Origin of the sequence: Hymenobacter duratus, assembly GCF_014698995.1 — a bacterium.
Taxonomy (GTDB): Bacteria; Bacteroidota; Bacteroidia; order Cytophagales; family Hymenobacteraceae; genus Hymenobacter; species Hymenobacter duratus.
Window position 1 is genome coordinate 67879 of record NZ_JACWZZ010000005.1, and the last position, 23115, is coordinate 90993.

The window sequence follows — 23115 nt, forward strand, 5'->3', positions numbered from 1 at the left end:
ACTTGTTTCACCAGCCACTGCTTCCGCAGTGGCTTTTTTATTGCCTTATAGTCAAGACATTATCACAAACACCACAACAAAGCCTGCCAGCAGCGAGAGGTAAAACCACCCCATTATCTGGCCCCGGTAGCGGCGAGGCAGCTGGTTGCTGAGCGTCAGTACGGCCGCTACTACCAGCAGCAGATAGAGCAGCAGCACTATCACGGCTTTCGCCCAGTTCGGCACAATCGTGTTTTCCGGCTGATACTGGTCGGGCATGCCCAGTGGCGACGTCACCCAGCGCAACAGGTAGTACGTTCCGGTTTCGAAGGCCAGAAAGCCGACAGTTCCCGCGGCCATAGCCAGCGGGCTTGATTTTTCGGTGACGTCAGCCATATAGAGCAGCGAATGAAGGAAAAACGGAGCGGTAAGCGTGGGCTACTCTGTTGGTTTGCCCTGCACTTCGGCAGTGCGCGTCTGAATGTAGAGTTCCTCTACTTTGGTGCGCGCCCAGGCCGTGCGGCGCAGAAAGGCCAGCGCCGATTTCACGCTCGGATTCACGGCAAAGCAGTTCATGCGCAGGCGCTGGTCGAGGCCGGGCCAGCCATAGTGCCCGTGCAGGTATTCCACGATAGAGGCCAGTGTGACGCCGTGCAGTTCACGAATGAGGTGGCCGTTTTCGTCGCGGGCATCGGCAGGAGTTGAAGAGGCAGACATAGAAACAGCAGCGGATGAAGCAGGAGAAGCGGCAAGTTCGGGAAAAAGCGGCCACACTGTACCTTTTGCTGCCGCGGGCACTATTCCCAAACCGTCCGGCGTTACTTTTGCCATGACCACGCTGATGAAACGCCCTGCTCCCACTTCCCTCCACCGCTCCAGGTTGCGCCCGCTGCTACGCTGGGCACTGGTGTTGCTAGTAGTGGGGGGGCTGGCGCTCTATGGGAAATACCGGCGGCAGCTGAACCGCTACGCACGGCGGACCTGGGCCACGCTTATCAGCAGCCACCTCACCGGCCGCGAGAAAACGCCGCTGCTGGATGGCTACTCCGTACATGGCATTGATGTATCAGCGTATCAGGGACGTATCGATTGGTCGGAAGTGGCTACCCACAACGTGAAGTTTGCCTTCATCAAGGCCTCAGAAGGCGTGACGCTGCGTGACGCCCGGTTCCGCCACAACTGGGAAGCCGCCCGAAAGGCGGGCGTGTACCGGGGCGCGTACCACTACTTCCAGCCCAACTACGACGGCACCGAGCAGGCCAACCTGTTTACGCGCACCGTCCCGTTGCAGCCCGGCGACCTGCCGCCCGTGTTGGATGTAGAACATGCTGAATTTCATGATGTAGCGTATATGCGCCGCAACGTGGCTACCTGGCTGCGGCTGGTAGAGCGCCACTATGGAGTCCGGCCGATTCTGTACTCCAACTACAGCTTCTACAAGCGCCACCTGGCCGGCCATTTCGATAAATATCCGCTTTGGCTGGCTCACTACGAAGTAGCGCAGCCCAGCCTGCCCCGCGAAAAATGGATTATCTGGCAGCACTCCGATGAAGCGTATATTCCAGGTATCCGGGGCACTGTGGACTTCAATGTTTTTCAGGGCAATTTCGAGACGCTGCTGGCCATGCGTATCCCACCCAAGTCCAGCGGAGCGCCCAACTAGGCCGCCCCGGAAAGCTGGCTGGCAACGCCGCGGTATCTTGCCCTATATAAGTAAGTGCTGCTTTGCATGTTGTCCTGCTGATCATAAACCCATTGCGTATGAACATGAGTATTCCGCCCACTGAGCCGCCTTCCTCACCAGACTTCGCCTTACGCACCGTGTGGGCTCGTTGCCAGCGGGCGGCTACTGCCGTGGCGCTGTTGGTAGCCGGCCCGCTTCTTCTGGGGGCCTGCGCGGGTGGCAAAGGCTTTACACAGAGCGGAAATGCGTCTTACTACGCCGACAAGTTCGATGGCCGCAAAACCGCCAGCGGCACAATTTACCGGGCTGGCCAACGCACGGCGGCCCACAACACCCTCCCCTTCGGCACGGTCGTGAAGGTCACGAACCCGCGCAACCACCGCTCCGTCAAGGTGACCGTCACGGACCGGGGCCCGCACGCCAAAGGCCGCATCATCGACCTGTCCAAGAAAGCGGCCCGCAAAATCGGTATCATCGATGCCGGCGTAGCGCCGGTACAGCTGAAGGTGATAAAGAAAGGGTAGGAGCCCACAACACAACAACTAGTTGCTGCATGCGAATCAAGAAAAAAGTAAGCTGGACGCTGCCTGCCAAGCCGGGCCGGTTTGTATTGCTCGAAGCCTTCATCAAAGCCGCAGAAGCCCAGCACTGGTCGGAAGCCGAAGTTCAATTCGTTATCAACGAGGTAGTAGAAGCCGTCAGCGACGCTGAGGCCCTGGAAATTCTGCAGGATTACACGCAACGCTGAGCCCACCACCTGACAAACAAAAAGCGGGACGCTCTAAACCTCAGTGGTTCAGGGCGTCCCGCTTTTGCCGGTTGTGGTAGGCGAACTGCTTAACGACCTTTCTTCTTGCTTTTTTTGCCTTTGGGGTCTAGTTGCGCGGCCTTCATGAGGCTATCCTGCTGCGCCTTCATTACGGCCGTAGTCAGGCGGCCCGTCAACGACATGTAGTCGCCTTCCTTCATGATGGTGCTGGTGCCGTCAGTCATCGTCACCGTACCGTCGGGCTTGATCTTGGTACCGTTGATAAGGGCGGTTTCCTGCAGCACGGGGTTGGTAAGACCGTTCTGGGTCAGCACCACCTTGCCGTCTTTCATCACGGCGCCGTCCCGGGTAGCGGTGCCTTTGCTGACCATGCGCCCTTTGGGCTGCACAGGTTTGCGTGCGGGAAGCTTGGTTTGGGCCTGAGCAGCGAAGCAGCCGGCAGCCAGCAACAAAGTGAGAACAAACGTTGAAGTCCGTTTCATTCTAGAAGTAAAGTGAAGATTGTAAGTGGGAATGAAAACGTAATTTACAAAAGCTGGGCCAGTTATGTTCCGGCAACCTGCCTGTAGAAGCCTTCGTTTGAAAAATAGCCTTTGGAGCATACAGTAAGCATTCTTTTTTTGCCTTTTTCCGATATTGTTTCTCGCCTGAACTTCGACTTGGCCCAAAAACAAATCTGACAAGCTCCACACTACCACCCTCATTCACCTTTTTGCCCCGTGGATTACAAGGACTATTACAAAATACTGGGAGTGGACAAAACTGCTACCACCGACCAGATTAAAAAAGCCTACCGAAAGTTGGCCCGCCAGCATCATCCCGATGTCAATCCGAATGACCCGGAAGCGGAGCGCAGGTTCAAGGAAGTGAACGAGGCCAACGAGGTGCTGTCGGACCCTGACAAGCGGCAGAAGTACGACCAGATGGGCGCCGACTGGCAGCGTTATCAGCAGGGCGGTGCGGGTGGCCGGGGCGGCTTCGATTGGGGCCAGTACCAGCAGCAGGGCGGTGCCCGTGGGTTTGGCGGACCCGAATTTGGCGAAGGCGGCGACTTTTCTGATTTCTTCAGCTCCATTTTTGGCAATATGGGCGGCGCGGGAGGCCGCAGCTCCACCAGAGCCAGCGCCGGCCAGGACTACCAAGCCGAGCTGGAGCTGACGCTGGAAGACGCCTACCAGGGTGGCCCACGCACGCTCACGGTAAACGGCAAGAAGCTGCGCCTCACTATTCAGCCTGGCGTGGAAGACGGCCAGACCATCCGGCTGCGCGACCAGGGCGCGCCCGGCCGCAATGGCGGGCCCAGTGGCTCGCTTTTCATCACGCTACGCATACTGCCCGATGCACGCTACGTCCGCACCGGCCACGACCTGACCCAGGAGGTGAAAGTGCCGCTATATCGGGCGCTGCTTGGTGGTGAGCAGGTAGTAGAAACCCTGGCGGGAACCGTCAAAATCAACATCAAGCCCGAAACCCAGAACGGCACCCGCCTGCGCCTGCGTGGCAAAGGCTTCCCAGTATACAAGCAGGCCGGCGAGTTTGGCAACCTGTATCTGCACCTGACGGTGCAGCTTCCGCAGCACCTCACCGACCAGGAAAAAGAACTACTCCGCCAGCTCGCCGCACTGCGCCCCGACTGAGCCGCCGCCTGAGCCGCCGCCTGAAACCCAACCTATTTACCGGCAGCAATCAACCCAACTGCTATGGAAACGCACATAATCACCATCACATTCCACGACTGCGCCAGTCAGTATGAGCTAAGTGAAACCGATTTGCAGGGCTTTGTGGAACTGGGCCTGCTCGGCGCGGGCCCCACGCCAGGCACCATCCGCGACGAGCCCGCCCATCTGGCGCGTCTGGCCCGCCTGCACCACGAGCTGGGCCTGAGCCGGGAGGGAATTGATGTGGTGCTGGCTATGCGGCAGCGGCTGCTCAGTTTGCAGGCGGAACTGGTGTACCAGCGGGCTCGGGCCCGGCAACTGGAGTTTCTGCTGCAAAACACGGGCCCGCTGCTGGATGCCGACGACTTAGCAGGCATGCACTAGCAACCGCTTAAGCGGGGCCAGCTGCCTAAGCGGCTGCTTGCGGCTAGAGTAGCTCCACGGCTAGTGCTAGGGCCGTGCCGGCCATGGTAGCGGCCAGCTTAGGCAGATTCAGGCGGTGTTCCGGGCTGGTTTCGAAGAGAATGGTAGTAGACACATGTAGAAAGTTGCCGGCCACAAAGCCCAGCAGCGCCGCATACAGGCCGCCGGTAAGCAGCTGCTCCAGCACCACAAAGTTGCTCACCACAATGCCCACTGGCGCCGCCAACGCAAACAGCACCAGGAAAGGCAGCGCCCGGCGAAAAGTACCCAGCCGAAGTCTCAGGGCCGCCATCAGGGCAAAGGCCGCCGGAATGTGGTGCAGCGCCACGCCCGTCAGAATAGCGTAGAAATTGTCGCTCACGGTGCCCACTTCAGGCACCTTCACCAGAATGCTGCCCTCCAGAAACGAGTGGATGATGAGCGAAAACAGCAGCAGGAAGGGTACATGCCCGGCATGGGACGTGTGATGATGCACATGCCCGTGTTCTACCCCCTGCGAAAACACTTCCAGCACCAGCTGCCCGAAAAAGCCCGCCAGCACAAAGTAGCCGATGCGGTGCATGTCATCGGGCACGAGCAGCAGGGCCTCGGGCAGCAGGTGCGTGATAGTAAGCGTGAACAGGTATGCCCCGCTGAATGCCAGCAGGGGCTTCATCCAGACAGTACTTGCCGTTGGCACCAGCCGCGTAGACCAGCCGGCCCCAAGCACGGTAAGAAACAACAGCAGGACAGCAAACCACATAGCGGTTGATAAGGTGAAGGGTGATGGGGTGAAGGCGAACAGAGCGGTGAGTGAGCGTGGCCAGCAGTAGACTTTGCAGGAGTGTGCTGGCCACATGTCGTCTCGCTACTCTGTCACCTCTTCACTTTTTAAGAATGAATATCATCCGTGGGCTGGTTTCCTCATTGTAGGGGGTGAGGTGGTAGTCGCCGAACACGTCTACCAGCCGCAGACCAGCCAGCAGGAAATACTCCTCAAACCGCTCCCGACTCAGGGCCCGCACCCGCTCCTCGTAATGCAGCAACGTTCCATCGGGCGCCCGAAAGTCGATTTCCTTCACGATGAAGTCGTGGTAGAGGTGGCGGTGCAGGTGAAAGTCGATGCCTCCCACCTGCTTGTGCTCGTGTGCCACCAGTTCCCGCACGGTACGCTCCGTGTTTAGAAAATCGATGACCATTTTGCCGCCCGGCCGCAGAGCGGTGGCGGCATTGCGCAGGGCCACCACGTTTTCGCTCTCGTGCAGAAAATAGCCGAAGCTGGTAAACAGGTTGAAAATGAAGTCGAACGGACCACAGGGCAGCGGCTCCCGCATGTCGTGCACCCGAAAGTGCAGATGCTCCTGCGCAGCAGCCTGCGCCGCGGCAATGCTTTCCGCCGACAGATCGACGCCGGTTACGCTGTAGCCCTGCTCGCTCAGGTAAATAGAGTGCCGGCCTTTGCCGCAGGCCAGATCCAGCAGCTGCGCCATAGGCTTGGGGTGCAGATGCCGTAGCAGCGCATCGATAAAGGCCTGCGCCTCAGCCTGGTCCCGGTCGTGGTACAGCAGGTGATAATACGGAGAATCAAACCAAGTACTAAACCATTCCGGCTCAACGGCAGCAGGTGACATCATCGTGGAAGGCAAAGCGGGCCGGCAGAAAAGCCAGCCAAAAGAGCAAAATCAGGAAAACGAATATTTTGCAACAATGTTACAAAATAACTTCAACAACAGTTGTTCCACTTGCTCCGCGCTTGGTACGCTACCAAGCTGCGGGGCAAGTGGAACAGAAAGGGAATAGCCTACTGAACGGTGGTTTTGGCAGCCGGATTGGGCTCAAGTGCCATTTCGCACACCGGGCATTTGCCGGGTTTGTCGCTGGCGCTGCCTTCGCAGGCCATTGGGCAGATATAGGCAGCGGCTACTACAGGAGCCGAAGTGCTGTCAGCAGCAGCGGCCGTTGCGGCCGGAGTGCTAACTGTTGCCGTGTTGCTTTCACAGCCCGTCAGGCCAGCGGCCAGCAGCAAACCAGCTGCTATAGAGCGCAGAAAAGAAGTACGCATGCGCTACCGATTATTTCTTTTTGGCTTCGGGGTCAGCTACCGTAGCTTTTTCTTCTGCCGTCTCGTCGCTCTTGCTTTTCAGCGTTTCGTGCGCATTCGCCGATGTAGCGTGCTCAGCCGAGGGCTTTTCACGCTGGTCCAGAGTTGCATGCGAGCTGATAGGCTCTGCAATAGCACCGCCTTTGTGCTGGCTGGCAGCCGCTTCCGTGTGCTGGTCGAAGTTGTCGGAAGAGCGGGAGCCGGGCTCCACCATATCCAACGATACTTTCTTGTCGGGGCGCCAGTCGGAAGGCTCGCTGCTGCAGGCAGACAGGGAAAGGGCGGCTACGGTTAGGGCAGAAAGCAGGAGTTGCTTGGTCATGGGAAGAAGAGAATGATGTTGAGTATATATGAACGGGGGTCGCCGAGATGGTGCCTCCTTATTTAGTGTCCGCCGGCGCATCAAGAGCAGGCAGCAGGTTTTTGCGCCGCAACAACGATTCGAACAGCTTCTGGTCGTTGGGCGAATTGAAGATCTTAAACGGAATGTGCAGGAACATGGGCGTCTCGAAGGTGCGGGCTACCCAGGCACGCCACCCCGTAATTTCGGCAGGCACTTCCTGGGTGCGGAACCACAGCACATAACCGTCGGGCTCACGCTTTACTTTCCCAATCATGTCCCAGTTCACGCCCATACCACGGCCTTCTTTCTCGTTCTGCATCAGCCCAATCTGGCGCTGATCAATAACGTAGCTCATGCGCTCAAAGAGCGGCTTGGTCTGCTCTACCTGCGTCACGGCCGTAATCTGGGAAGAACGCAGCAGCACGAATAGCAGCGCCAGTACCAACCCAGCGGCTAGCCACCACCATGAGGGCCAGATGGCGGCCGGCAACACCCCTAGTACAAAGGGAATCAGGGCATACCACCATTCTTTACGCCACACGTGGGCCATGGCCACACGGGTGTACATATTGGTATCAAGCTGGTGCTTCTTGGTACGGATAGCCAGCGGCGAGCCAGCGGACTGTTGCTGCTGGCGGTAGCTGCCGCGTTGGTTGGGGAGTTGCATTTTCAGAAATAGTGAGTGCGTGAAAAGGCAAATGAGCAGCCTACTGTGGCCTCTGCAAATGAACATTCACTCAAGTGTTCATCTACCCATTCGCGCAGAATTTAAAACGCTTTCAGGCTCAAATCGAGGCTTTTGGTGGAATGAGTCAGGGCCCCAACCGAAATGAAATCGACGCCGGTAGCCGCTACTTCCGCAATGATATGCTCTGTGATACCGCCGCTGGCTTCAGTGGAAAAGCGCCCAGCTATCAGCTGCACCGCTTCCCGAAGCTGAGCCGGTGGCATGTTGTCGAGCATAATCCGGTCGATGCCGCCGGTATCCAAGGCTTGCTGCACCTCGGCCAGTGTGCGGGTCTCTATTTCGATGGGGAGCTTGCGGCCAGTGCGGGCCAGGTACGCCTGCGTGGCTTCAATAGCCTGCCGGATACCTCCCGCGTAATCCACGTGGTTGTCCTTGAGGATAATCATGTCGAAGAGGCCGTAGCGGTGGTTTACGCCGCCGCCAATCAGCACCGCCCATTTCTCACAGATCCGAAAATTAGGCGTGGTCTTGCGGGTATCGAGCAGGCGGGCCTTGGTGCCAGCCAGCAGGCTGTTGAGGTGAGCCGTATGCGTGGCAATGCCACTCATGCGCTGCATGCAGTTGAGTACCAGCCGCTCCGCCGTCAAAATGCTTTGGGCGCGGCCCTCCACCGTCAGCACCACGTCGCCGTGCTTGATACGGGCGCCGTCGGCCAGTAGCGGCTCCACCTGCAACTCCGGGTCTACTTCTTTAAAGATCAGCAGGGCCAGTTCCACGCCCGCCAGCACTCCTTCATCCTTCACCAGCAGCCGGGCACGGTTGCAGGCGTCGGCCGGAATTGAGGCCAGGGAGGAATGGTCGCCGTCGCCGACATCCTCGCGGAGGGCAGTGCGGATAAAATCAACTAGAGCTTCGGAAGTGAGGTAGGGGGTGTTTTGCACGGTGCAAAAATAGCAAAAACACCCCATTACCCGGCCATATAAAGCGGTGGGCCTTAATCTGTCCTACAAGCCTCCAGAGCCCGAAACGCAAACCGCCCCTGGCACTACGTAGTGCCAGGGGCGGATAAATAAAGACTGGTGCCGCTATTCCTTCGTAAAGTCGATGGCGTTAATCACGGGCCGGCCGCCTTCCGGCTTCATCTTCACGAACATACGGTACGCACCGCTTTTGCTCACGTACTTGCCTACAGCGTAGGGTTTGCCGTCGTTGCTGCCGCCGGAATGCACGAAATCGAAGCTGGCCGGGGCATTCTTAGCGAAAAAGTCTTTCATCACGGCTTCTGCCTGCGTGGCGCTATAGCCCTTCCGGTCACCATCGAAGCTGATTTCTACGGCGGGCCCGAAGCTTTGCGCCAGTTCCTGAGACGAGCCACTCCGGATAGCATTGCGGATGGGAGCAAACGTGTCGTTCTGCGCCTGCGTGACACCCACAAGCAGAGTCAGCCAGAACAGGGTCAGAGACGCGAAGAGTAAAGTAGGTTTCATCAGGTTCTTGAACATGTATAGCCCTATATACGAGAACTATGCCAAACTGGAACTACCCGATTACGACTAGCGGCAATAAAGCCCCCAGCGGCTTCGGAAGGCGGTTTTAGCGACTATTTGCAACTAGCCAAATAAGGATGGCACCTAATGCAGCGGTGAATTTGAATTTGAGCAACCAGTTCCTAAATAACGAAGATTTAACAGGCATAAGAAAGGCTCCCACTTTCACGGGAGCCTGTTTATTTCATTACATCAGTAGCGGTAGCTACTCTTTAGTGAAGTCCATGGTATCGATGCGCAGGGCACCATTCGTGTTTTTCATTTTGATAAACACCCGATAAGAGCCGGACTTGCCATTGTATTTGCCAATTGCATACGGAATACCGCCCTGGCTGGCTCCCTGATGCACTATTTCGAACGTAGAAGGCGCGGTTTTGGCGAAGAAGTCCTTCATCACAAACTCCGCCTGCGTGGAGCTATAGTTCTGCCGGTCGCCATCGAAACTGATGCCAACTGTGGCACCAAAATACTGAGACAATTCACGGGAAGAAGCGTTACGCAGAGCCCCGCGTACAGCTCCAAACGCCTCGCCCTGCGCCTGCACCATCACCGAGGACAGCAACAGCCACACGAGCAGAAAGGCTGGGAAGAAGATACGTTTCATCTTAGAGTAGAGAATTCACCATCCAGTGCGCGAAAATTATGCCAAGCTGCCGTTACGAAGGCTCCAGGCGTGAGGTTATTTTTGCCGTGGGAGCCAAGATAAGAAAATGTGGTCGGTCCGGTGCAGGCCGCCTATCTTTGTGCCTATGAACAAACAGGTATTGTTGGTGATTCTGGACGGCTGGGGACTGGCGCAGAACAAAGAGGTTTCGGCCATCGACAAGGCCCACACGCCCTTCGTTGATTCTTTGTTTGAGCGGTTTCCGCACAGCAAGCTGCAAGCTTCCGGCGAAGCAGTAGGCTTACCTGACGGGCAGATGGGCAACTCCGAGGTGGGCCACATGAACATTGGGGCCGGCCGCGTGGTGTACCAGGATCTGGTGCGCATCAACAAAGCCATTCGGGAGCGGAAGCTGGCGGCCATGCCCGCCCTGGAAAAAGCCTTCGAATACGCCCGCGCTAACAACAAGCCGGTACACCTAATGGGCCTGCTCTCCGATGGCGGTGTGCATTCCCACCTCGACCACCTGAAGGCGCTCTGCACGCTGGCTCATGACGCCGATGTGCACAATGTGTTCATTCACGCCTTCACCGACGGCCGCGACACCGACCCCAAAGGCGGCGTCAGCTACGTCAATGACCTAGAGCAGCATCTGCAGCGCGGGGCCAGCGGCAAAATTGCGTCTATTGTGGGGCGCTACTATGCCATGGACCGCGACAACCGCTGGGAGCGGGTGAAAGTGGCGTATGACCTGCTGGTGAATGGCAAAGGCACTGCTTCGCAAAACCTGATTCAGAGCATGCTCGACTCCTATAAGGAGGGCGTGACCGATGAATTTCTGAAGCCGATTGTGAAAGTAGCCGCCGACGGGCAGCCACTGGCCACCATTCAGGAGGGCGACGTGGTGCTGTGCTTCAACTTCCGCACCGACCGGGGCCGCGAAATCACGCAGGCCCTGACGCAACAGGATTTTCATGCCTTTGAGATGCACCGGCTGAACCTGCACTATCTCACCATGACCAACTACGACGCCACATTTACGGGCGTCACCCCGATTTTCGAGAAAGATAACCTCGAAAATACTTTGGGCGCGGTGCTGGAGGCCAATCATAAGAAGCAGATCCGGATTGCGGAAACGGAGAAGTACCCGCACGTAACGTTCTTCTTTTCGGGAGGCCGCGAGAAGGAGTTTGAAGGGGAAACCCGCATCATGCGCAACTCGCCCAAAGTAGCTACTTACGACCTGCAGCCGGAAATGAGTGCCTTTGAGCTGCGTGACGCGCTGGTGCCGGAACTGCAGGCTAAATCAGCGGATTTTGTGGTGCTGAATTTCGCTAACACCGACATGGTGGGCCACACAGGGGTGTTTGAAGCGGCCGTGAAGGCTGCAGAAGCGGTAGACCAGTGCGCCAAAGACGTAGTAGAAGCGGCACTAGCTGCCGACTATGCCTGCATCGTTATTGCCGACCACGGCAACGCCGAGTTTATGGTGAATGCCGATGGCTCACCCAACACGGCCCACACCACCAATCTGGTACCCTGCATTCTGGCCGACAACAACTACCACGGCACCCTCGCGGATGGCAAGCTCGGCGACATTGCGCCTACCGTGCTGGCGCTGATGGGCCTGCCGCAACCCGCCGACATGACGGGCCAGAGCCTGCTCCAACCTGACGCCACTCCCGGTGCCTAACCGCGGCTGGGCCATGGCGGCGCTACTGTTGCTTGCGGCCTGCGGGCCGGAAGAGGCCACCGTGCGCCCCAACCCAGCCAACCGCAAGCCCGACTACTTTGACGTGAAAGTCTTGCTGGATGGGCAGGTAGCACGCCTCAATCAGCAACAGCCAGTGGTGGAAAAACGCGTGCAGCTGCGCAACGGCAACACCGAAACCACCCGGGTCACGAAAACCGATTGGAGTAAGGAGTTGCAGGTTTTCTATCAGGCTGACATCAACAAGCCGGCCCTTCGGGGTGCGTACTCCAAATCTGTTTCAGCCTCGTACAATACCCCTGACGGTGTCAGCACTTACAAGCTGAAGCCAAGTACGGAAGCGCCCGTGGCGCTGCTGGTGATTGGTAATGCTGCCGCCACAGCCACCGCTAGCCCCACGCAGGAGCTAGCCGCTGTTATTCGGCAGGACAATCCATTATTCTATAGCCAGAAGCGCCTGCGCCTGAGCATAATTAATGACCAGCTGGCAGAATACAGTGTGCAGGGCGTGCAAAAGCTCGTGCTCTTCGACACAGTACGTTACTCAGTACGAGTGAAGGTAGTGCGCTAGCTGCAGCGCTTAGTCCCAGTAAGGCTGCACACGAGCTACGCTGGGCTGGCCAGCTGTAAAGGTCGCCGACACGTTGTTCGCGCGTTCTGTGTCCCGGATGCGAAGCTGGTTGCAAGGGCCACCGTTCTGCCTCGTCGACTCGGTGAGCGTAGCCCGCAGCCGCTGCCCGTAGCTCGGCCGGAAATTGGTGATAACCGCCTGGCGCAGCAGGTCCTTCTCAAATGTGCGGTAAAACTCAAACTGGTTGCCTTGGTGACGCAGCGTAAGGATGGTATCCATCTGGCCGGCCACGTGCAGGTTAGCAAAGGGCTTGCGGGAACTGACTTTGGCGCCGGCGCGCAGCAGTTCCTCCACCGTCGGCTCGGCCCCAAAAGGCTGCCCGGCCAATGTATCATTGGTGAGAGTGCAGACGGCTTTAGGAGCCGAAGGCTGCCTGCGTACAACCGGCTTTACCTGCTGCCGCTGCACTGGCTTTGGGTCTGAAGCGTCTACTGCTATACGGCTGGTGTCCTCCGTGCCACAGCCCAGCAGGCCCAGTACACTGTAGAGCAGCGCGGCGGGCAGGGCTTTGGAAGCAGATAAGAACAGAACAGAAAGCATGAAGGCAACAGCGAAACTTTTGCCTTCATACGTAAAAGCGCCAGCGGCGGCCCGTCTAACCCCCAACTATTCTGCGTAATGCCGGTGCGGGCCTACTCCGCTCCCATCAGAGTAGCCACTACCCACCGCCGCCCGCCCTGGTTGCGGTGCTCCCCCAGATAGATGCCCTGCCAGGTGCCCAGTGCCAGTTCTCCATTGGTTATCGGAATGCTTACGGCATGGCCCATCATGGCGGCCTTCAAGTGAGCAGGCATATCATCGGGGCCTTCCTGCGTGTGGCGGAAATACGGCGCGTTTTCAGGCACCGTATGGTTGAAATACGCCTCGAAATCTTGGCGCACCGTAGGGTCGGCGTTTTCGTTGATGGTAAGGCTGGCGGAGGTATGCTGAATGAAAAAGTGCGCCGTGCCCACCCGCAGCCGCTCCAGTTCAGGCAGTTCCGCCACCAGCAGATCGGTGATGAGGTGAAAGCCGCGGCGTACCGCCGGGAGGCGCAGCCTTTTCTGGATATACACCATCAGCTTAGGGATTTACCCGCTCGTAGGCTCCCAAGTCGGGCGCAGTTGTGCTACGGGTTTTGAACAGTAGGTCGCGCGGTATAGCGGAGTTGTATACTGCCTTGTTGCTGGCTGGCGACAAGGTATCAAGACGGTAATCGTACCGGTCGTTCACCGTTTCCGGAGTGCGTTTAAACCGGGGGCTTTCGTTCAGGATATTGCTCAGGGTCTGATTTCCTAGCCCTGGTTTGCCAGCGGCATCACTGGCCCCGGCGTAGTCGCGGGTGCGCAGCAGGCTGTTGCGAACGTTGATGCCGCTACGGTACTGGTCGCTGTTTTCGAAGCCCAGCTCCTCCGGAATGGAACCCCACACAATAGAGTTTCGAATGCTGATGCTGGCCGTAATCGGGCTGACCAGAGGCTCGTCGGAGGCCGGCTCCGTGGTGAAGAATAGAGAAGGGGTTTTGCGCTGAAATTGTGGCGTATAGTTGGCTACAGTGCAGTAGTTCAATGTATAAGCACCTCCCCCAATACCAAGAATAGCGTATTCGCCGCAGTTGGTAAACAAGCAGTTGGTCAGATTGAAGTCGCCGGAAAGCCCGATAATGCCGGCCCCGTTGCCGTTGCCATTGAAAGACAGATTTGCGCCGGAAATATTGCGGAAGATAGAGTTGCTAACCGTGACCAGCGGGTGCGGCAACTGGTTGCGGACGTTGGCAATGACCAACCCAAACGCAGCGTTCTTGATTTCCGTGAAGTTCACCACACTGTTGCGGCTGCTGGCATCAAATTGAATGCCACCCCATTGCCCGGGAATCTCGGCGTAGAAAGGTTCCAGCCGGTCGCTCTGGAAGCGCACGAATGTGGCCGTATCGTTAGGAGCCAACTCGGTGGTAGGCGTAGTGTTTTCGTTGATCAGCAGCGTACCACGCACAACCAGCGCTGCGCCGGCATGAGAGTAGATGCGGGTGCCCGGCTGAATGCGCAGCGTGACACCGGCATCCACCACCACTACGCCATAAATAACATGCGGCCGGTTTTTGGGCCACGTAGTGTTGCGGCTGATTCGCTCTTCCGGACCGTGGAAATACGCATTCTGGCCGTAGGCAACCAGCTTCACGTCCTGCTCGTTGCCGTTGGTTGTAAACAGGAGTTGCTCCGTTACCAGGAAGGGTCTGTTGGTCAGGTTGCTGGGCCCGAGCTTAGCCTTCACCAGAATAAGGAGGCTGTCATTGCCCCGAATTTCGAGGCCGGCTGCCGCCTGCCGTTCATCACCATTAATAATCAGGGAATAGGTGCCGGGGTTGGTATCAGACAGCCGGATCTGGTCCACCTTTACTGCGCGGTTGTTGCGGTTGTACACCCACAGGCGCTTGCTGACGGTACCAACCTGCGCAAAAACAGTATCGAAGATGACCGTATCACGTGAGAATTCCAGCTTGGCGCTGGCATCGGTGGTGAGCAGGTCTTCCTTCGGTTCGCAGCCAGGTAGCAGGCACAGCAGGGCCGAGCAGATGAGCAGCAACGGGAGTAAAAAACGCATACGCAGCAACTTATATAAACAAGTTCATCCTGAGCGGAGCAAAGGATTCTCGCACCAACTAAACGATTGTCAATACAACAACTCGTCTGGCGTGATAAGGTCCTTCGCTCCGCTCAGGATGACAGAACGAGTAGATCAGCAATAAATTACGAAACGCCTTCCTTCAGGCGCTCAGCACTTTCTGCGAGGCGCAGCTGCTCCACGAAGTCGTCGATGTTGCCGTCCATTACGCTGGCCAAGTTGTATACCGTGAAGCCGATGCGGTGGTCGGTGACGCGGCCCTGCGGGTAGTTATAAGTGCGGATTTTGTCGGACCGGTCGCCGCCACCAATCATGTTTTTGCGGGCAGCGCCTTCGGCTTCGTTCTTCTTGGCCAGCTCAATTTCGTAGAGGCGCGAGCGAAGTACCTGCAGCGCCTTATCGAAGTTCTTAAGCTGCGACTTCTGGTCCTGGCACTGGGCCACGAGGCCTGTAGGCAAGTGAGTGAGACGCACAGCCGAGTAGGTCGTGTTTACCGACTGCCCGCCCGGGCCCGACGACATGAACAGGTCCTTGCGGACATCGTTCATGTCAATCTGCACGTCCAACTCTTCCGCTTCCGGCATCACCACAATGGAGGCCACGGAAGTGTGAATGCGGCCCTGGGTTTCGGTGGCCGGCACGCGCTGCACGCGGTGCACACCCGACTCAAACTTGAGCTTGCCGTACACGTCCTCGCCTTTTAGGGCCAGAATAATTTCTTTGTAGCCCCCCGAAGTGCCTTCGGTGGCATCAATGAGGTCCATTTTCAGGTTGTGCTTCTCGGCGTAGCGCATGTACATACGCTGCAGGTCGCCGGCAAAGATGGCCGCCTCGTCGCCGCCCGCTCCGGCCCGGATTTCCATGATAACATCCTTGGAATCGTTCGGGTCTTTGGGAATGAGCAGCTCTTTGATAACGGTTTCCAGGCGCTCCTGCTCCGGATACAGGCTTTCCAGCTCATCCTTGGCCATCTGGCGGAAGTCTTCGTCCTTTTCAGTGGCAATGACTTCTTTGGCGCCGTCGATGTTGGCCAGCACGTTCTGGTAGGCCTTATACTCGGTCACAATTTTGCCGAGGTCCTTATACTCCTTGTTCAGCGTCTTGAAACGCTTCATGTCGCTCATGGCGTCAGGCTGTGTCAGCAGCTCGCTCACGTCGTTGAAGCGCTGTTGAATGGCCTCCAGTTTATCTAGCATCTTGCCTGCAGAGAATTGTATTTGCAACTACAAAGGTACTGAAAACAAACACGCGTGCCAGGGGTGCCGGTTCCGCATCACAGAGACGCTGCCGGAGGCCCGCGAAAAGCAATTACGTTGCCGCTTATCCGCTACATGTGGCTTCTGCAGGCCGCACGTGGCTTGCGTGGCAGTCAGCCGGGCATGCCGAAGTCTGGGTGAGCCAACCGAACGGCGGCGTGACTTGTTTATCTTGCTCCCTCCTTTCCATCGTCTTTCGCCATGCGCTACCTGTTTCGCGCCGCCGGAGCGGCCCTGTTGCTGCTCTCGGCCGGCTGCCGCCCCGACCAGATTGAGCACCTTAAAGAAAGCCAACGCATTGGTATAGAGGCAGAGAACTGGCAGGTGAAGCGCATTATGCCCGAAGACCTGCTCCGCGCAACCCGCTGGTCCGGCGACTCGCTCACGCGCCACGCCGACCGGGAACTGCTCCGCGTACTTACCGAGAAACTGGCTCAGGGCGGCATAGCAGCGGCCCTACCCTACTGCCGCCCCGAAACCTTTCCGGCCGTAGACTCGGTGGCGAAGATGCTGCAGGCCAACGCCCGCCGCGTGAGCAACAAACCGCGCAACCCGGCCCAGCTGGCCGCACTTACGGCCGCCGACCTGCAGCCCGATACGGCCCGCCAGATTGCGCGCCCCAACACCGAAACGTTTTTCTACCAGCGTCCTATCACGGTGAGCGACGCGCTGTGCCTACGCTGCCACGGCAAAGTAGGCCAGGACCTCAGCGCTGCCGACTACGTCCTCATCCGGAAGCAGTACCCGCAGGACCAGGCCACCGGCTACGTGCTGGGCCAGAGCATGGGCGTGTGGCGCCTGACGCTGAAGCGCCCCGGCGTGGCCGAGTTCTGGACCATGAAAACCCGCAAGCTGCCGCGGCACCGCACGGTTCGTTGAGTAGTTGGCTCAATCTATTGCCCGTCCCCAGTATGACGCTATTTATGAGGAACGGCCGGCCAGCTTTGCTGATGAGTGTCTTGCTGCTAACCGGTTCCGCCACGTGGGTTCAGCAAGGCCTGCCCGCAAAAGCGTCGCTTGACCAGTGCTACCGGGTGCTGGGCAAAGACAGCGTAGGCTTCTTCTATTCCGAAGACTACCTCCTGACCCCGCCGGGCTGCGCTACCATTCGCCGCCACACCCGCCTCGACAGCGCCGGTCGTTTCATGGGCTTCGTGCGCGACTACCGCATGACCAACAACCTGCTGCTGCTACAGGGCTCCTACCGCGAAGGCCGCAAGGAAGGCGTGTTCGAAACCTACCATGCTACCGGCGAGCTGGCCGCGCGCGGGCGCTACATGGCTGGGCGGCAAGTGGGCGACTGGGCCTATTGGTACCCGTCAGGAAAGCCACGCCAGATTCTGAGTTTCCGCAACGGCCAGGACCCACTGATTCAGCAGTTCTGGGAAGAGTCGGGCCAGCAACTCGTGAAGGATGGCAACGGCACGTGGTACCGCCGGGAACTGGGGCTGGAGCTGCGGGGCAAGGTGGTGCAGGGCATTCCGGACGGCCGCTGGCAGTTGCGCAGAGTATCCGACCAAAGCCTTGTAGCCAGAGAAACCTTTCTAAATGGGCACTTTCGCAGCGGCATACTCGTCGAGCAGATGGAGCCGTACCGGGACGAGTCGCGCCTGGACCTGGCCGACTGGGATACCTACAGCATGGCCGAAGCGTACAAGCTGGGCCCGCCCTGCCCGCCCGCTGAATAGCCGGGCTTGCGGCTGGTTTTCTAACCTTCGGGCGCGTTTTGGAGTTTGGGGCTGATATGACTCCTTCTGATTCCACTTCCGCGCCTATCGTTATTATCGGGGCTGGCATGGCCGGCCTCACCTGCGCCAACTACCTGCACCGCGCCGGCCGGGCCGTGGTGGTGCTGGAAGCCGCCGAAGCCGTAGGGGGCCGCGTCCGGACCGATGTGACGCCCGACGGCTTCCGCCTCGACCACGGCTTCCAGATCCTGCTCACCAAATACCCGGAAGTGCAGCGCCTGCTCGACTACGGCGCCCTGAATCTAAAAGCGTTTCAATCCGGAGCCGTTATCCGGCTGGCTTCGGGCCAGGAAACGACGCTGCGCAACCCACTGCGGCAGCCGGCCGCGGCCTTGTCGGCGGCCGTGTCGCCCATCGGGAGCCTTCCTGATAAGCTGCGCATTGCCAGCCTGGCCCAGCACGTAAGCCGCCGCCGCAGCGAAGAACTGCTGGCGCGCCCTTCCACCGATACGCTCACGTTTCTGCGCCGCTACGGCTGGAGCGAGCATATCATCGACAGCTTCTTCCGGCCGTTCTTCGGAGGCGTGTTTCTCGACCGGGGCCTGAGCACGGGTAGTAATTTCTTTGAATTCGTGTACCAGCAGTTTATAGAAGGCGAAGCCGCCGTGCCGGCGTTGGGCATGCAGCAGATTCCGGAGCAGCTGGCCCAGCGCCTGCCCGCCGGCACCGTGCGCCTCAACACGCCCGCCGAAGCCGTGGAAGGCACTACCGTCCGGCTGCGCGGCGGCGAAACGCTGGAAGCGGCAGCCATAGTGGTAGCCACCGATGGCAACACCACGGCCCGGCTGCTCCCGCATCTGCCGCAGCTACATGCCACGGCCTGGCGGCGCACCACCTGCACGTATTTCTCGGCGCCTTCCTCGCCCGGCCGCCAGGATAAGCTGCTGCGCCTGAACGCCATGCCGGGCCAGTTGGCCCACAATGTGAGCTTTCCTTCTGATGTATCGCCGGACTATGCTCCCGAAGGCCGCACGCTGGTATCAGTAAGCACCCACGGCGAGCATGGCCTACCCGAAACTACACTCACGGCCCTGCTTCGCGCGGAGCTGATGCTGTGGTTTGGGGAAGAAGTGGCCCGGTGGCAGCACCTGCGCACCTACGACCTACCACACGCGCTGCCCGTGTACCCCGGCGGCCAGCCGCCGCGCCAGGAGCTGCGCCTCACCAGCACCCTGTACCGCTGTGGCGACTACACGGCCTATCCTTCCCTGAATGCCGCCATGGCTACCGGCCGCGAAGTAGCCGAAATGCTGCTGGCCGGCTAACCGCTCTGCGGCATTCTGCAACAGGCTTCCGGCTACCGAAATGGCCGTTGCAGCCTTCTGCGGAAGCCTTTCCGGTGCCCGGAAACCGGCTGCGGCATTCTGCAATGCCCAATCGGGTAGCCGGAAGCCGGCTGCGGCATTCTGCAAGGCCTGTTTGGATGGCCGTCAGGGCAGACGCTACGCCAGATGCACCCAAGCCGGGCAGTGGTCGGAATGCACGACATCGGGCAGCAGGCCGGCAGCGGATACCTGTGGCACCAGTTCGGCCGCCACGAGCAGGTGGTCGAGGCGCCAGCCCACGTTGCGGGCCCGTGAGCCAGCCCGGTAGCTCCACCAGGAGTAGTGGCCGGGCGCGTCGCCGTGGTGGTGGCGGAAAGAGTCCGTGAAGCCGTCGGCCAGAAAATCCTGAAACCACTGCCGCTCTTCCGGGGTGTAGCCGGGGCTGTTCTGGTTGGCTTTGGGGTTGTGCAGGTCGATGGCCGTCTGGCAGCAGTTGAAGTCGCCGCCAATGACCAGCCGGCGGCCTTCGGCCCGCAACTGCCGCACATAGTCGCGGAAAAAGTGCAGCCATTCCACCTTAAACGCCTGCCGCTCGGCACCGCTGGTACCCGAGGGCATATATACGTTCAGTACCGACAGATCCTCGAAATCCAGGCGCAGCACGCGGCCTTCGGCATCGTACAGCTCAGTGCCGCAGCCTTCCACCACAGCCGTGGGCGGGTATTTCGAGAAGGTAGCCACGCCGCTGTAGCCCGGTTTTTGGGCCGGATGCAGATACGCCGTGTAGCCCAACTCCGTGAAGCCCGACACATCGAGCGGCTCGCGCCCGGCCTTGATTTCCTGCACGCATAGCACGTCGGGCTGCACTTCCCGCACCCACTCCAGCAGGCCTTTGCTGAGCGCCGACCGCAACCCGTTGACGTTGTAACTGATGATGTGCAATGCGTGAGTTATTGAATGAGTGGATGAGTGAATGTCTGTCATCCTGAGCGAAGCGAAGGCCCTTCTCACGACAGTTGGTCAAGCGTGAGAAGGGCCTTCGCTCCGCTCAGGATGCCAGAGGGCTGTAGCTACTCGTCGCCCATTTCGGCGAAATACTCCAGAATGTGCCATTTGAGCATCCGCTCCTGCTCTTTGAGGCTGGCAAACGGCACAGGCTTCACCAGCCGGAAATGCGGCCAACCTTCCTCATCCACCTGCTCCAGCTCGTAGTAGCCGGAGAGGCTGAACAGGCGGCAGGTGGCAATGTGCATCAGGTCCTGCTTCTGCTCCTTCGTGAAGGGCCCCGCCCCCTGCCCCAGTTCCTGCACGCCAATCAGCAGCAGCAGCGCGTTCAGGTCGGGCTTTTTGCCGAACCGCTCGCGCATCTGGTTCATAAACTCCCACCAGCGTTGCTCGAACTCGGTTTCGGTTTCGTCGGGGTGCATGGTGCTCATACCTCGTGCCGGTGTTCGGGCGCGGCTTCCACAGCTTCCGTTTTCAGAATCTCCCAATACTCCACGGCCCGGCGGAAGTGCGGTATCACAATGCTGCCGCCGATGAGGTTGGCAATGGCAAACACCTCATAGATTTCCGCGTCGGTGAGGCCTTCCTCGTGGCACTTGCCGAGGTGGTACTTGATGCAGTCGTCGCAGCGGAGCACCATGGAGCAGGCCAGGCCCAGCATTTCCTTGGTTTTCACGTCCACGGCGCCGGCCTGGTAGGTGTTGGTATCGAGGTTGAAGAACCGCTTGATAACCTTGTTATCGGCCGCCATGATCTTCTCGTTCATGCGCTGGCGGTACTCGTTGAATTCAGTGACTTGCGACATATCGGTGATGGAGTGATGAGGTGGGTGAGTGCGCTGTACCACGAAGCGGCGCTTCGTCACGAGCAGGGCCCGCAGCTACGCGGTGGCGCATTGCCATCTATGCGCTCCGCTCATGACGAAGCGTCGCTTCGTGGTACAGGCAAGAAATTGTAGCGCCGAATTACTACTTTCAATCCGGCCTGTGCTAACCGCGAAATTAAACAGAAGTTCGCCAGCGTTAACCGTGGGGCTTCATTCGGGTGCCTGTTATTCCTATTCTGCTATGCGTGCCGCCGCTGCCACCATCCTCTCCGATTTCTGGGGCCTGATTTTTCCGCGCACCTGCCTGGGCTGCCAGGAGCCGCTGGCCCGCGGCGAGGAACACCTCTGCACCGGCTGCCGCGCCCAGCTGCCCTACACCGACTACCACCTGCTGCCCGAGGCCGAAAACCCGCTGGCCCGCCGGTTCTGGGGCAAGCTGCCGGTACGCCATGCCCTGAGCTACCTGCGGTTTCTGCGGCGCGGCCGGGTGCAGCACCTGCTGCACCAGCTCAAATACCAGAACCAGCGCGACGTAGGCTTGGCCCTGGGCCGCTGGTACGGCCACGACCTAGCCCGCGCCGGCCTCACCTTCGACCTGATTGTGCCCGTGCCGCTGCACGCGCGCAAGCTGGCTCAGCGCGGCTACAACCAGTCCGACCCGTTTGCCGAGGGCCTGGCCGAAGCGCTGCACACGCCCTGGCACGCTACCGCGCTGCGCCGCACCAGCCACACCGATTCGCAGACCCGCAAAAACCGCCTTCAGCGCTGGCAGAACGTAGCCGAAGTATTTGAGGTGGCCGATCCGGAAGCCGTGCGGGGCAAACACGTGCTGGTGGTAGACGACGTACTGACCACCGGCGCCACCCTCGAAGCCTGCGCCGCCGTGCTGCTGGCCGCCGGAGCCACCGAAGCCAGCATTGCCACCATTGCCTGCGCGGATAGGTAATAGCCGAATTGCTTAGCAACAAAAAAAGCCGTCCTGTTTAGGACGGCTTTTTTTGTTGCTAGTAGCTTGTTGCTTCCTACTTGTTCGAGCCAGCGTTGATCATGGCGCAGCGGAAACCGATAGTAGCGGTAGCCGAATCTTCTGCCATGAAGCGGCGCGTGCCCGGCGACAACCAGTACGCTACGTCGCGCCACGAGCCACCTTTGTAGACACGTACGTGGTCATCGATGAGCGACTGGTAGCCTTTCTTGTCGTACTTCTCCGAGGGGTCGAGGAAGCCGTTGCGACGGAAGGGGTTCAAGTCTTCCACATCTTCAAACGACAACGGACGGTAGATATCCTGCACCCACTCGTTCACGTTGCCCGACATGTTGTACAGGCCGTAGTCGTTCGGCGGGTAAGCGTAGATGTACTCCGTAATCATGGCGCCGTCGTTCAGCGAGCCGGCAATACCGGCGTAGTCACCGCGGCCACGCTTGAAGTTGGCGAGGAACTGGCCCATTTTGCCACCGTAGGGGTTCCGCACCTGACGGCCATCCCATGGGTAAATGCGCTTATTCTCTTGGTTTTCGTTGCCGGTTTCTTGGGTGCCGATGAGCGCCTGCGCGGCGTATTCCCATTCAGCCTCCGTGGGCAGGCGGTAGTTCGGCAGAGTGTTACCGTTTTCGATGGCAATTTTGGCTTTGCCGTCGCCGTCGGTTCCTTCGGCGGCGTCGCCGCCTTTCTTCTTTTTCTTGAACAGGCCACCACCGCCTCCACCGCCATCAGCGTTGGAAGCCAGCGTTTCGTTTACCTTCGACGTACGCCACGTGCAGTAGTCGTTGGCCTGCAGCCAGCTTACACCCACTACCGGGAAGAAGCGGAAGCCGGGATAACGCAGGTAGTAGTCTACGTACGGGTCGTTGAACGACAGCTCGCGGGCCCATACCGTGGTGTCGGGCAAAGCCGACTGGTAGAATTCTTCCGACGAGTCTTTGCGGATATAGTGCAGATATTCAAGCCAGTGAATGTTCGCCACTTCGGCCTCGTCCATGTAGAACGAGGCGATAGTAACGGTGCGCTCCACGTTGTCGTGGGTCATCGTTACGTCTTCTTCCTGCGAGCCAAGCACCGTGCGGCCACCTTCGATGAAGATCAGGCCGGGACCTTCCGGAATGCCTTTGTAATCGGCCACCTTCATCCCCTCTTCGGTATTATAATCGATGCCCGTCGTCGAGCTGTACTTACCGGGTTTGGTAGCAGTGGGCGGACCGCTTTTGCAGGAAGCCAGGGCGCAGGCTCCTACGACCGCAAAACGCAGGTACTTGGAAAAATTCATGATTGAGTTGAAACTACCTGTTAGAAAAGGGGT

General features: G+C 59.0%; 30 protein-coding genes. 11 read left to right on the plus strand and 19 right to left on the minus strand.

Annotated elements, in window-relative coordinates; translation table 11 throughout:
* Positions 1 to 51: 51 nt before the first annotated feature.
* Together IC231_RS19015 and IC231_RS19020 are read right to left on the minus strand one after the other, a co-directional pair.
* The gene (locus tag IC231_RS19015) at positions 52 to 375 is read right to left on the minus strand and encodes a hypothetical protein (RefSeq protein WP_211539192.1); all 324 of its coding nucleotides are present in this window, start codon (positions 373 to 375) and stop codon (positions 52 to 54) included.
* Positions 376 to 417: 42 nt separating this feature from the next.
* On the minus strand, positions 418 to 696 hold the full coding sequence (locus IC231_RS19020) for a VF530 family protein (RefSeq protein ID WP_190786071.1): 279 nt from the start codon (positions 694 to 696) through the stop codon (positions 418 to 420).
* Positions 697 to 820: 124 nt separating this feature from the next.
* Here IC231_RS19020 and IC231_RS19025 point away from each other — a divergent pair, with 124 nt between their 5' ends.
* The 3 genes from IC231_RS19025 to IC231_RS19035 all read left to right on the plus strand — a co-directional run bounded on the left by IC231_RS19025 (position 821) and on the right by IC231_RS19035 (position 2411).
* Positions 821 to 1642, plus strand: a complete 822-nt coding sequence (locus tag IC231_RS19025; RefSeq protein ID WP_190786072.1) for a glycoside hydrolase family 25 protein — start codon at positions 821 to 823, stop codon at positions 1640 to 1642.
* Between the two features lie 104 nt (positions 1643 to 1746).
* Complete coding sequence (locus IC231_RS19030) at positions 1747 to 2187, plus strand: septal ring lytic transglycosylase RlpA family protein (RefSeq protein ID WP_190786073.1); 441 nt, start codon at positions 1747 to 1749, stop codon at positions 2185 to 2187.
* A 29-nt stretch (positions 2188 to 2216) separates the two neighbouring features.
* Positions 2217 to 2411 carry a hypothetical protein gene (locus IC231_RS19035; RefSeq protein WP_190786074.1) on the plus strand — a complete coding sequence of 65 codons (195 nt, stop codon included), beginning with the start codon at positions 2217 to 2219 and terminating at the stop codon, positions 2409 to 2411.
* 89 nt (positions 2412 to 2500) lie between these two features.
* On the opposite strand, the gene IC231_RS19040 is transcribed toward IC231_RS19035, so the two are convergent.
* Positions 2501 to 2914, minus strand: coding sequence for a DUF6799 domain-containing protein (locus IC231_RS19040; RefSeq protein WP_190786075.1), 414 nt, complete (start codon positions 2912 to 2914; stop codon positions 2501 to 2503).
* 237 nt (positions 2915 to 3151) lie between these two features.
* Between IC231_RS19040 and IC231_RS19045 the strand changes: the two genes are divergently transcribed.
* Positions 3152 to 4069: a DnaJ C-terminal domain-containing protein gene (locus IC231_RS19045; RefSeq protein WP_190786076.1), complete on the plus strand. Its 918-nt coding sequence runs from the start codon at positions 3152 to 3154 to the stop codon at positions 4067 to 4069.
* Positions 4070 to 4132: 63 nt separating this feature from the next.
* Positions 4133 to 4474, plus strand: coding sequence for a MerR family transcriptional regulator (locus tag IC231_RS19050; RefSeq protein WP_190786077.1), 342 nt, complete (start codon positions 4133 to 4135; stop codon positions 4472 to 4474).
* Positions 4475 to 4517: 43 nt separating this feature from the next.
* Here IC231_RS19050 and IC231_RS19055 read toward each other — a convergent pair whose 3' ends face one another.
* The 8 genes from IC231_RS19055 to IC231_RS19090 all read right to left on the minus strand — a co-directional run bounded on the left by IC231_RS19055 (position 4518) and on the right by IC231_RS19090 (position 9775).
* The gene (locus tag IC231_RS19055) at positions 4518 to 5255 is read right to left on the minus strand and encodes a ZIP family metal transporter (RefSeq protein ID WP_190786078.1); all 738 of its coding nucleotides are present in this window, start codon (positions 5253 to 5255) and stop codon (positions 4518 to 4520) included.
* Between the two features lie 121 nt (positions 5256 to 5376).
* Entirely contained in the window at positions 5377 to 6126 is a 750-nt protein-coding gene (locus IC231_RS19060; protein WP_211539194.1) for a class I SAM-dependent methyltransferase, read from the minus strand.
* 167 nt (positions 6127 to 6293) lie between these two features.
* Positions 6294 to 6554 (minus strand): heavy metal-binding domain-containing protein, encoded by a 261-nt coding sequence (locus IC231_RS19065; protein WP_190786079.1) that lies wholly within the window; start codon positions 6552 to 6554, stop codon positions 6294 to 6296.
* A 10-nt stretch (positions 6555 to 6564) separates the two neighbouring features.
* A complete protein-coding gene (locus tag IC231_RS19070) occupies positions 6565 to 6915 on the minus strand; it encodes a hypothetical protein (RefSeq protein WP_190786080.1) in 351 nt (116 codons plus the stop codon).
* Between the two features lie 58 nt (positions 6916 to 6973).
* A complete protein-coding gene (locus tag IC231_RS19075) occupies positions 6974 to 7603 on the minus strand; it encodes a hypothetical protein (RefSeq protein ID WP_185888304.1) in 630 nt (209 codons plus the stop codon).
* A gap of 101 nt (positions 7604 to 7704) precedes the next feature.
* Positions 7705 to 8592: a carboxylating nicotinate-nucleotide diphosphorylase gene (gene nadC, locus IC231_RS19080; protein ID WP_190786081.1), complete on the minus strand. Its 888-nt coding sequence runs from the start codon at positions 8590 to 8592 to the stop codon at positions 7705 to 7707.
* 117 nt (positions 8593 to 8709) lie between these two features.
* Positions 8710 to 9111 carry a DUF4783 domain-containing protein gene (locus IC231_RS19085; protein WP_190786082.1) on the minus strand — a complete coding sequence of 134 codons (402 nt, stop codon included), beginning with the start codon at positions 9109 to 9111 and terminating at the stop codon, positions 8710 to 8712.
* Between the two features lie 265 nt (positions 9112 to 9376).
* A complete protein-coding gene (locus tag IC231_RS19090) occupies positions 9377 to 9775 on the minus strand; it encodes a DUF4783 domain-containing protein (protein WP_190786083.1) in 399 nt (132 codons plus the stop codon).
* Between the two features lie 145 nt (positions 9776 to 9920).
* On the opposite strand from IC231_RS19090, the gene gpmI reads away from it, so the two are divergent.
* Together gpmI and IC231_RS19100 are read left to right on the plus strand one after the other, a co-directional pair.
* Complete coding sequence (gene gpmI, locus IC231_RS19095) at positions 9921 to 11468, plus strand: 2,3-bisphosphoglycerate-independent phosphoglycerate mutase (protein WP_190786084.1); 1548 nt, start codon at positions 9921 to 9923, stop codon at positions 11466 to 11468.
* Entirely contained in the window at positions 11461 to 12057 is a 597-nt protein-coding gene (locus tag IC231_RS19100; protein ID WP_190786085.1) for a hypothetical protein, read from the plus strand. Before gpmI ends, IC231_RS19100 begins: the two co-directional genes overlap by 8 nt.
* Before the next feature lie 9 nt (positions 12058 to 12066).
* On the opposite strand, the gene IC231_RS19105 is transcribed toward IC231_RS19100, so the two are convergent.
* From IC231_RS19105 to prfA, 4 genes are all read right to left on the minus strand, one after another.
* On the minus strand, positions 12067 to 12657 hold the full coding sequence (locus tag IC231_RS19105; protein ID WP_190786086.1) for a hypothetical protein: 591 nt from the start codon (positions 12655 to 12657) through the stop codon (positions 12067 to 12069).
* A gap of 92 nt (positions 12658 to 12749) precedes the next feature.
* The gene (locus IC231_RS19110; RefSeq protein WP_190786087.1) at positions 12750 to 13175 is read right to left on the minus strand and encodes a secondary thiamine-phosphate synthase enzyme YjbQ; all 426 of its coding nucleotides are present in this window, start codon (positions 13173 to 13175) and stop codon (positions 12750 to 12752) included.
* A 4-nt stretch (positions 13176 to 13179) separates the two neighbouring features.
* Positions 13180 to 14697: a hypothetical protein gene (locus tag IC231_RS19115; RefSeq protein ID WP_190786088.1), complete on the minus strand. Its 1518-nt coding sequence runs from the start codon at positions 14695 to 14697 to the stop codon at positions 13180 to 13182.
* A gap of 146 nt (positions 14698 to 14843) precedes the next feature.
* Positions 14844 to 15914 (minus strand): peptide chain release factor 1, encoded by a 1071-nt coding sequence (gene prfA / locus IC231_RS19120; protein ID WP_185888295.1) that lies wholly within the window; start codon positions 15912 to 15914, stop codon positions 14844 to 14846.
* Positions 15915 to 16175: 261 nt separating this feature from the next.
* Between prfA and IC231_RS19125 the strand changes: the two genes are divergently transcribed.
* The 3 genes from IC231_RS19125 (at position 16176) to IC231_RS19135 (ending at position 18987) form a co-directional block, all read left to right on the plus strand.
* Entirely contained in the window at positions 16176 to 16853 is a 678-nt protein-coding gene (locus IC231_RS19125) for a c-type heme family protein (RefSeq protein ID WP_190786089.1), read from the plus strand.
* 71 nt (positions 16854 to 16924) lie between these two features.
* Entirely contained in the window at positions 16925 to 17662 is a 738-nt protein-coding gene (locus IC231_RS19130) for a toxin-antitoxin system YwqK family antitoxin (RefSeq protein ID WP_190786090.1), read from the plus strand.
* A gap of 56 nt (positions 17663 to 17718) precedes the next feature.
* Positions 17719 to 18987 carry a protoporphyrinogen/coproporphyrinogen oxidase gene (locus IC231_RS19135; protein WP_190786091.1) on the plus strand — a complete coding sequence of 423 codons (1269 nt, stop codon included), beginning with the start codon at positions 17719 to 17721 and terminating at the stop codon, positions 18985 to 18987.
* Between the two features lie 177 nt (positions 18988 to 19164).
* Here the strand turns inward: IC231_RS19135 and IC231_RS19140 are convergent, their stop codons facing one another.
* The 3 genes from IC231_RS19140 to IC231_RS19150 all read right to left on the minus strand — a co-directional run bounded on the left by IC231_RS19140 (position 19165) and on the right by IC231_RS19150 (position 20797).
* Complete coding sequence (locus tag IC231_RS19140) at positions 19165 to 19929, minus strand: exodeoxyribonuclease III (RefSeq protein ID WP_190786092.1); 765 nt, start codon at positions 19927 to 19929, stop codon at positions 19165 to 19167.
* Positions 19930 to 20057: 128 nt separating this feature from the next.
* Positions 20058 to 20423, minus strand: a complete 366-nt coding sequence (locus IC231_RS19145; protein ID WP_211539195.1) for a hypothetical protein — start codon at positions 20421 to 20423, stop codon at positions 20058 to 20060.
* Positions 20420 to 20797 (minus strand): carboxymuconolactone decarboxylase family protein, encoded by a 378-nt coding sequence (locus IC231_RS19150; RefSeq protein ID WP_073287018.1) that lies wholly within the window; start codon positions 20795 to 20797, stop codon positions 20420 to 20422. The genes IC231_RS19145 and IC231_RS19150 overlap by 4 nt, the downstream gene beginning before the upstream one ends.
* Before the next feature lie 262 nt (positions 20798 to 21059).
* Between IC231_RS19150 and IC231_RS19155 the strand changes: the two genes are divergently transcribed.
* Positions 21060 to 21764: a ComF family protein gene (locus IC231_RS19155; protein ID WP_190786093.1), complete on the plus strand. Its 705-nt coding sequence runs from the start codon at positions 21060 to 21062 to the stop codon at positions 21762 to 21764.
* A 76-nt stretch (positions 21765 to 21840) separates the two neighbouring features.
* On the opposite strand, the gene gldJ is transcribed toward IC231_RS19155, so the two are convergent.
* The gene (gene gldJ / locus IC231_RS19160; RefSeq protein ID WP_190786094.1) at positions 21841 to 23082 is read right to left on the minus strand and encodes a gliding motility lipoprotein GldJ; all 1242 of its coding nucleotides are present in this window, start codon (positions 23080 to 23082) and stop codon (positions 21841 to 21843) included.
* Between the last annotated feature and the right edge of the window lie 33 nt (positions 23083 to 23115).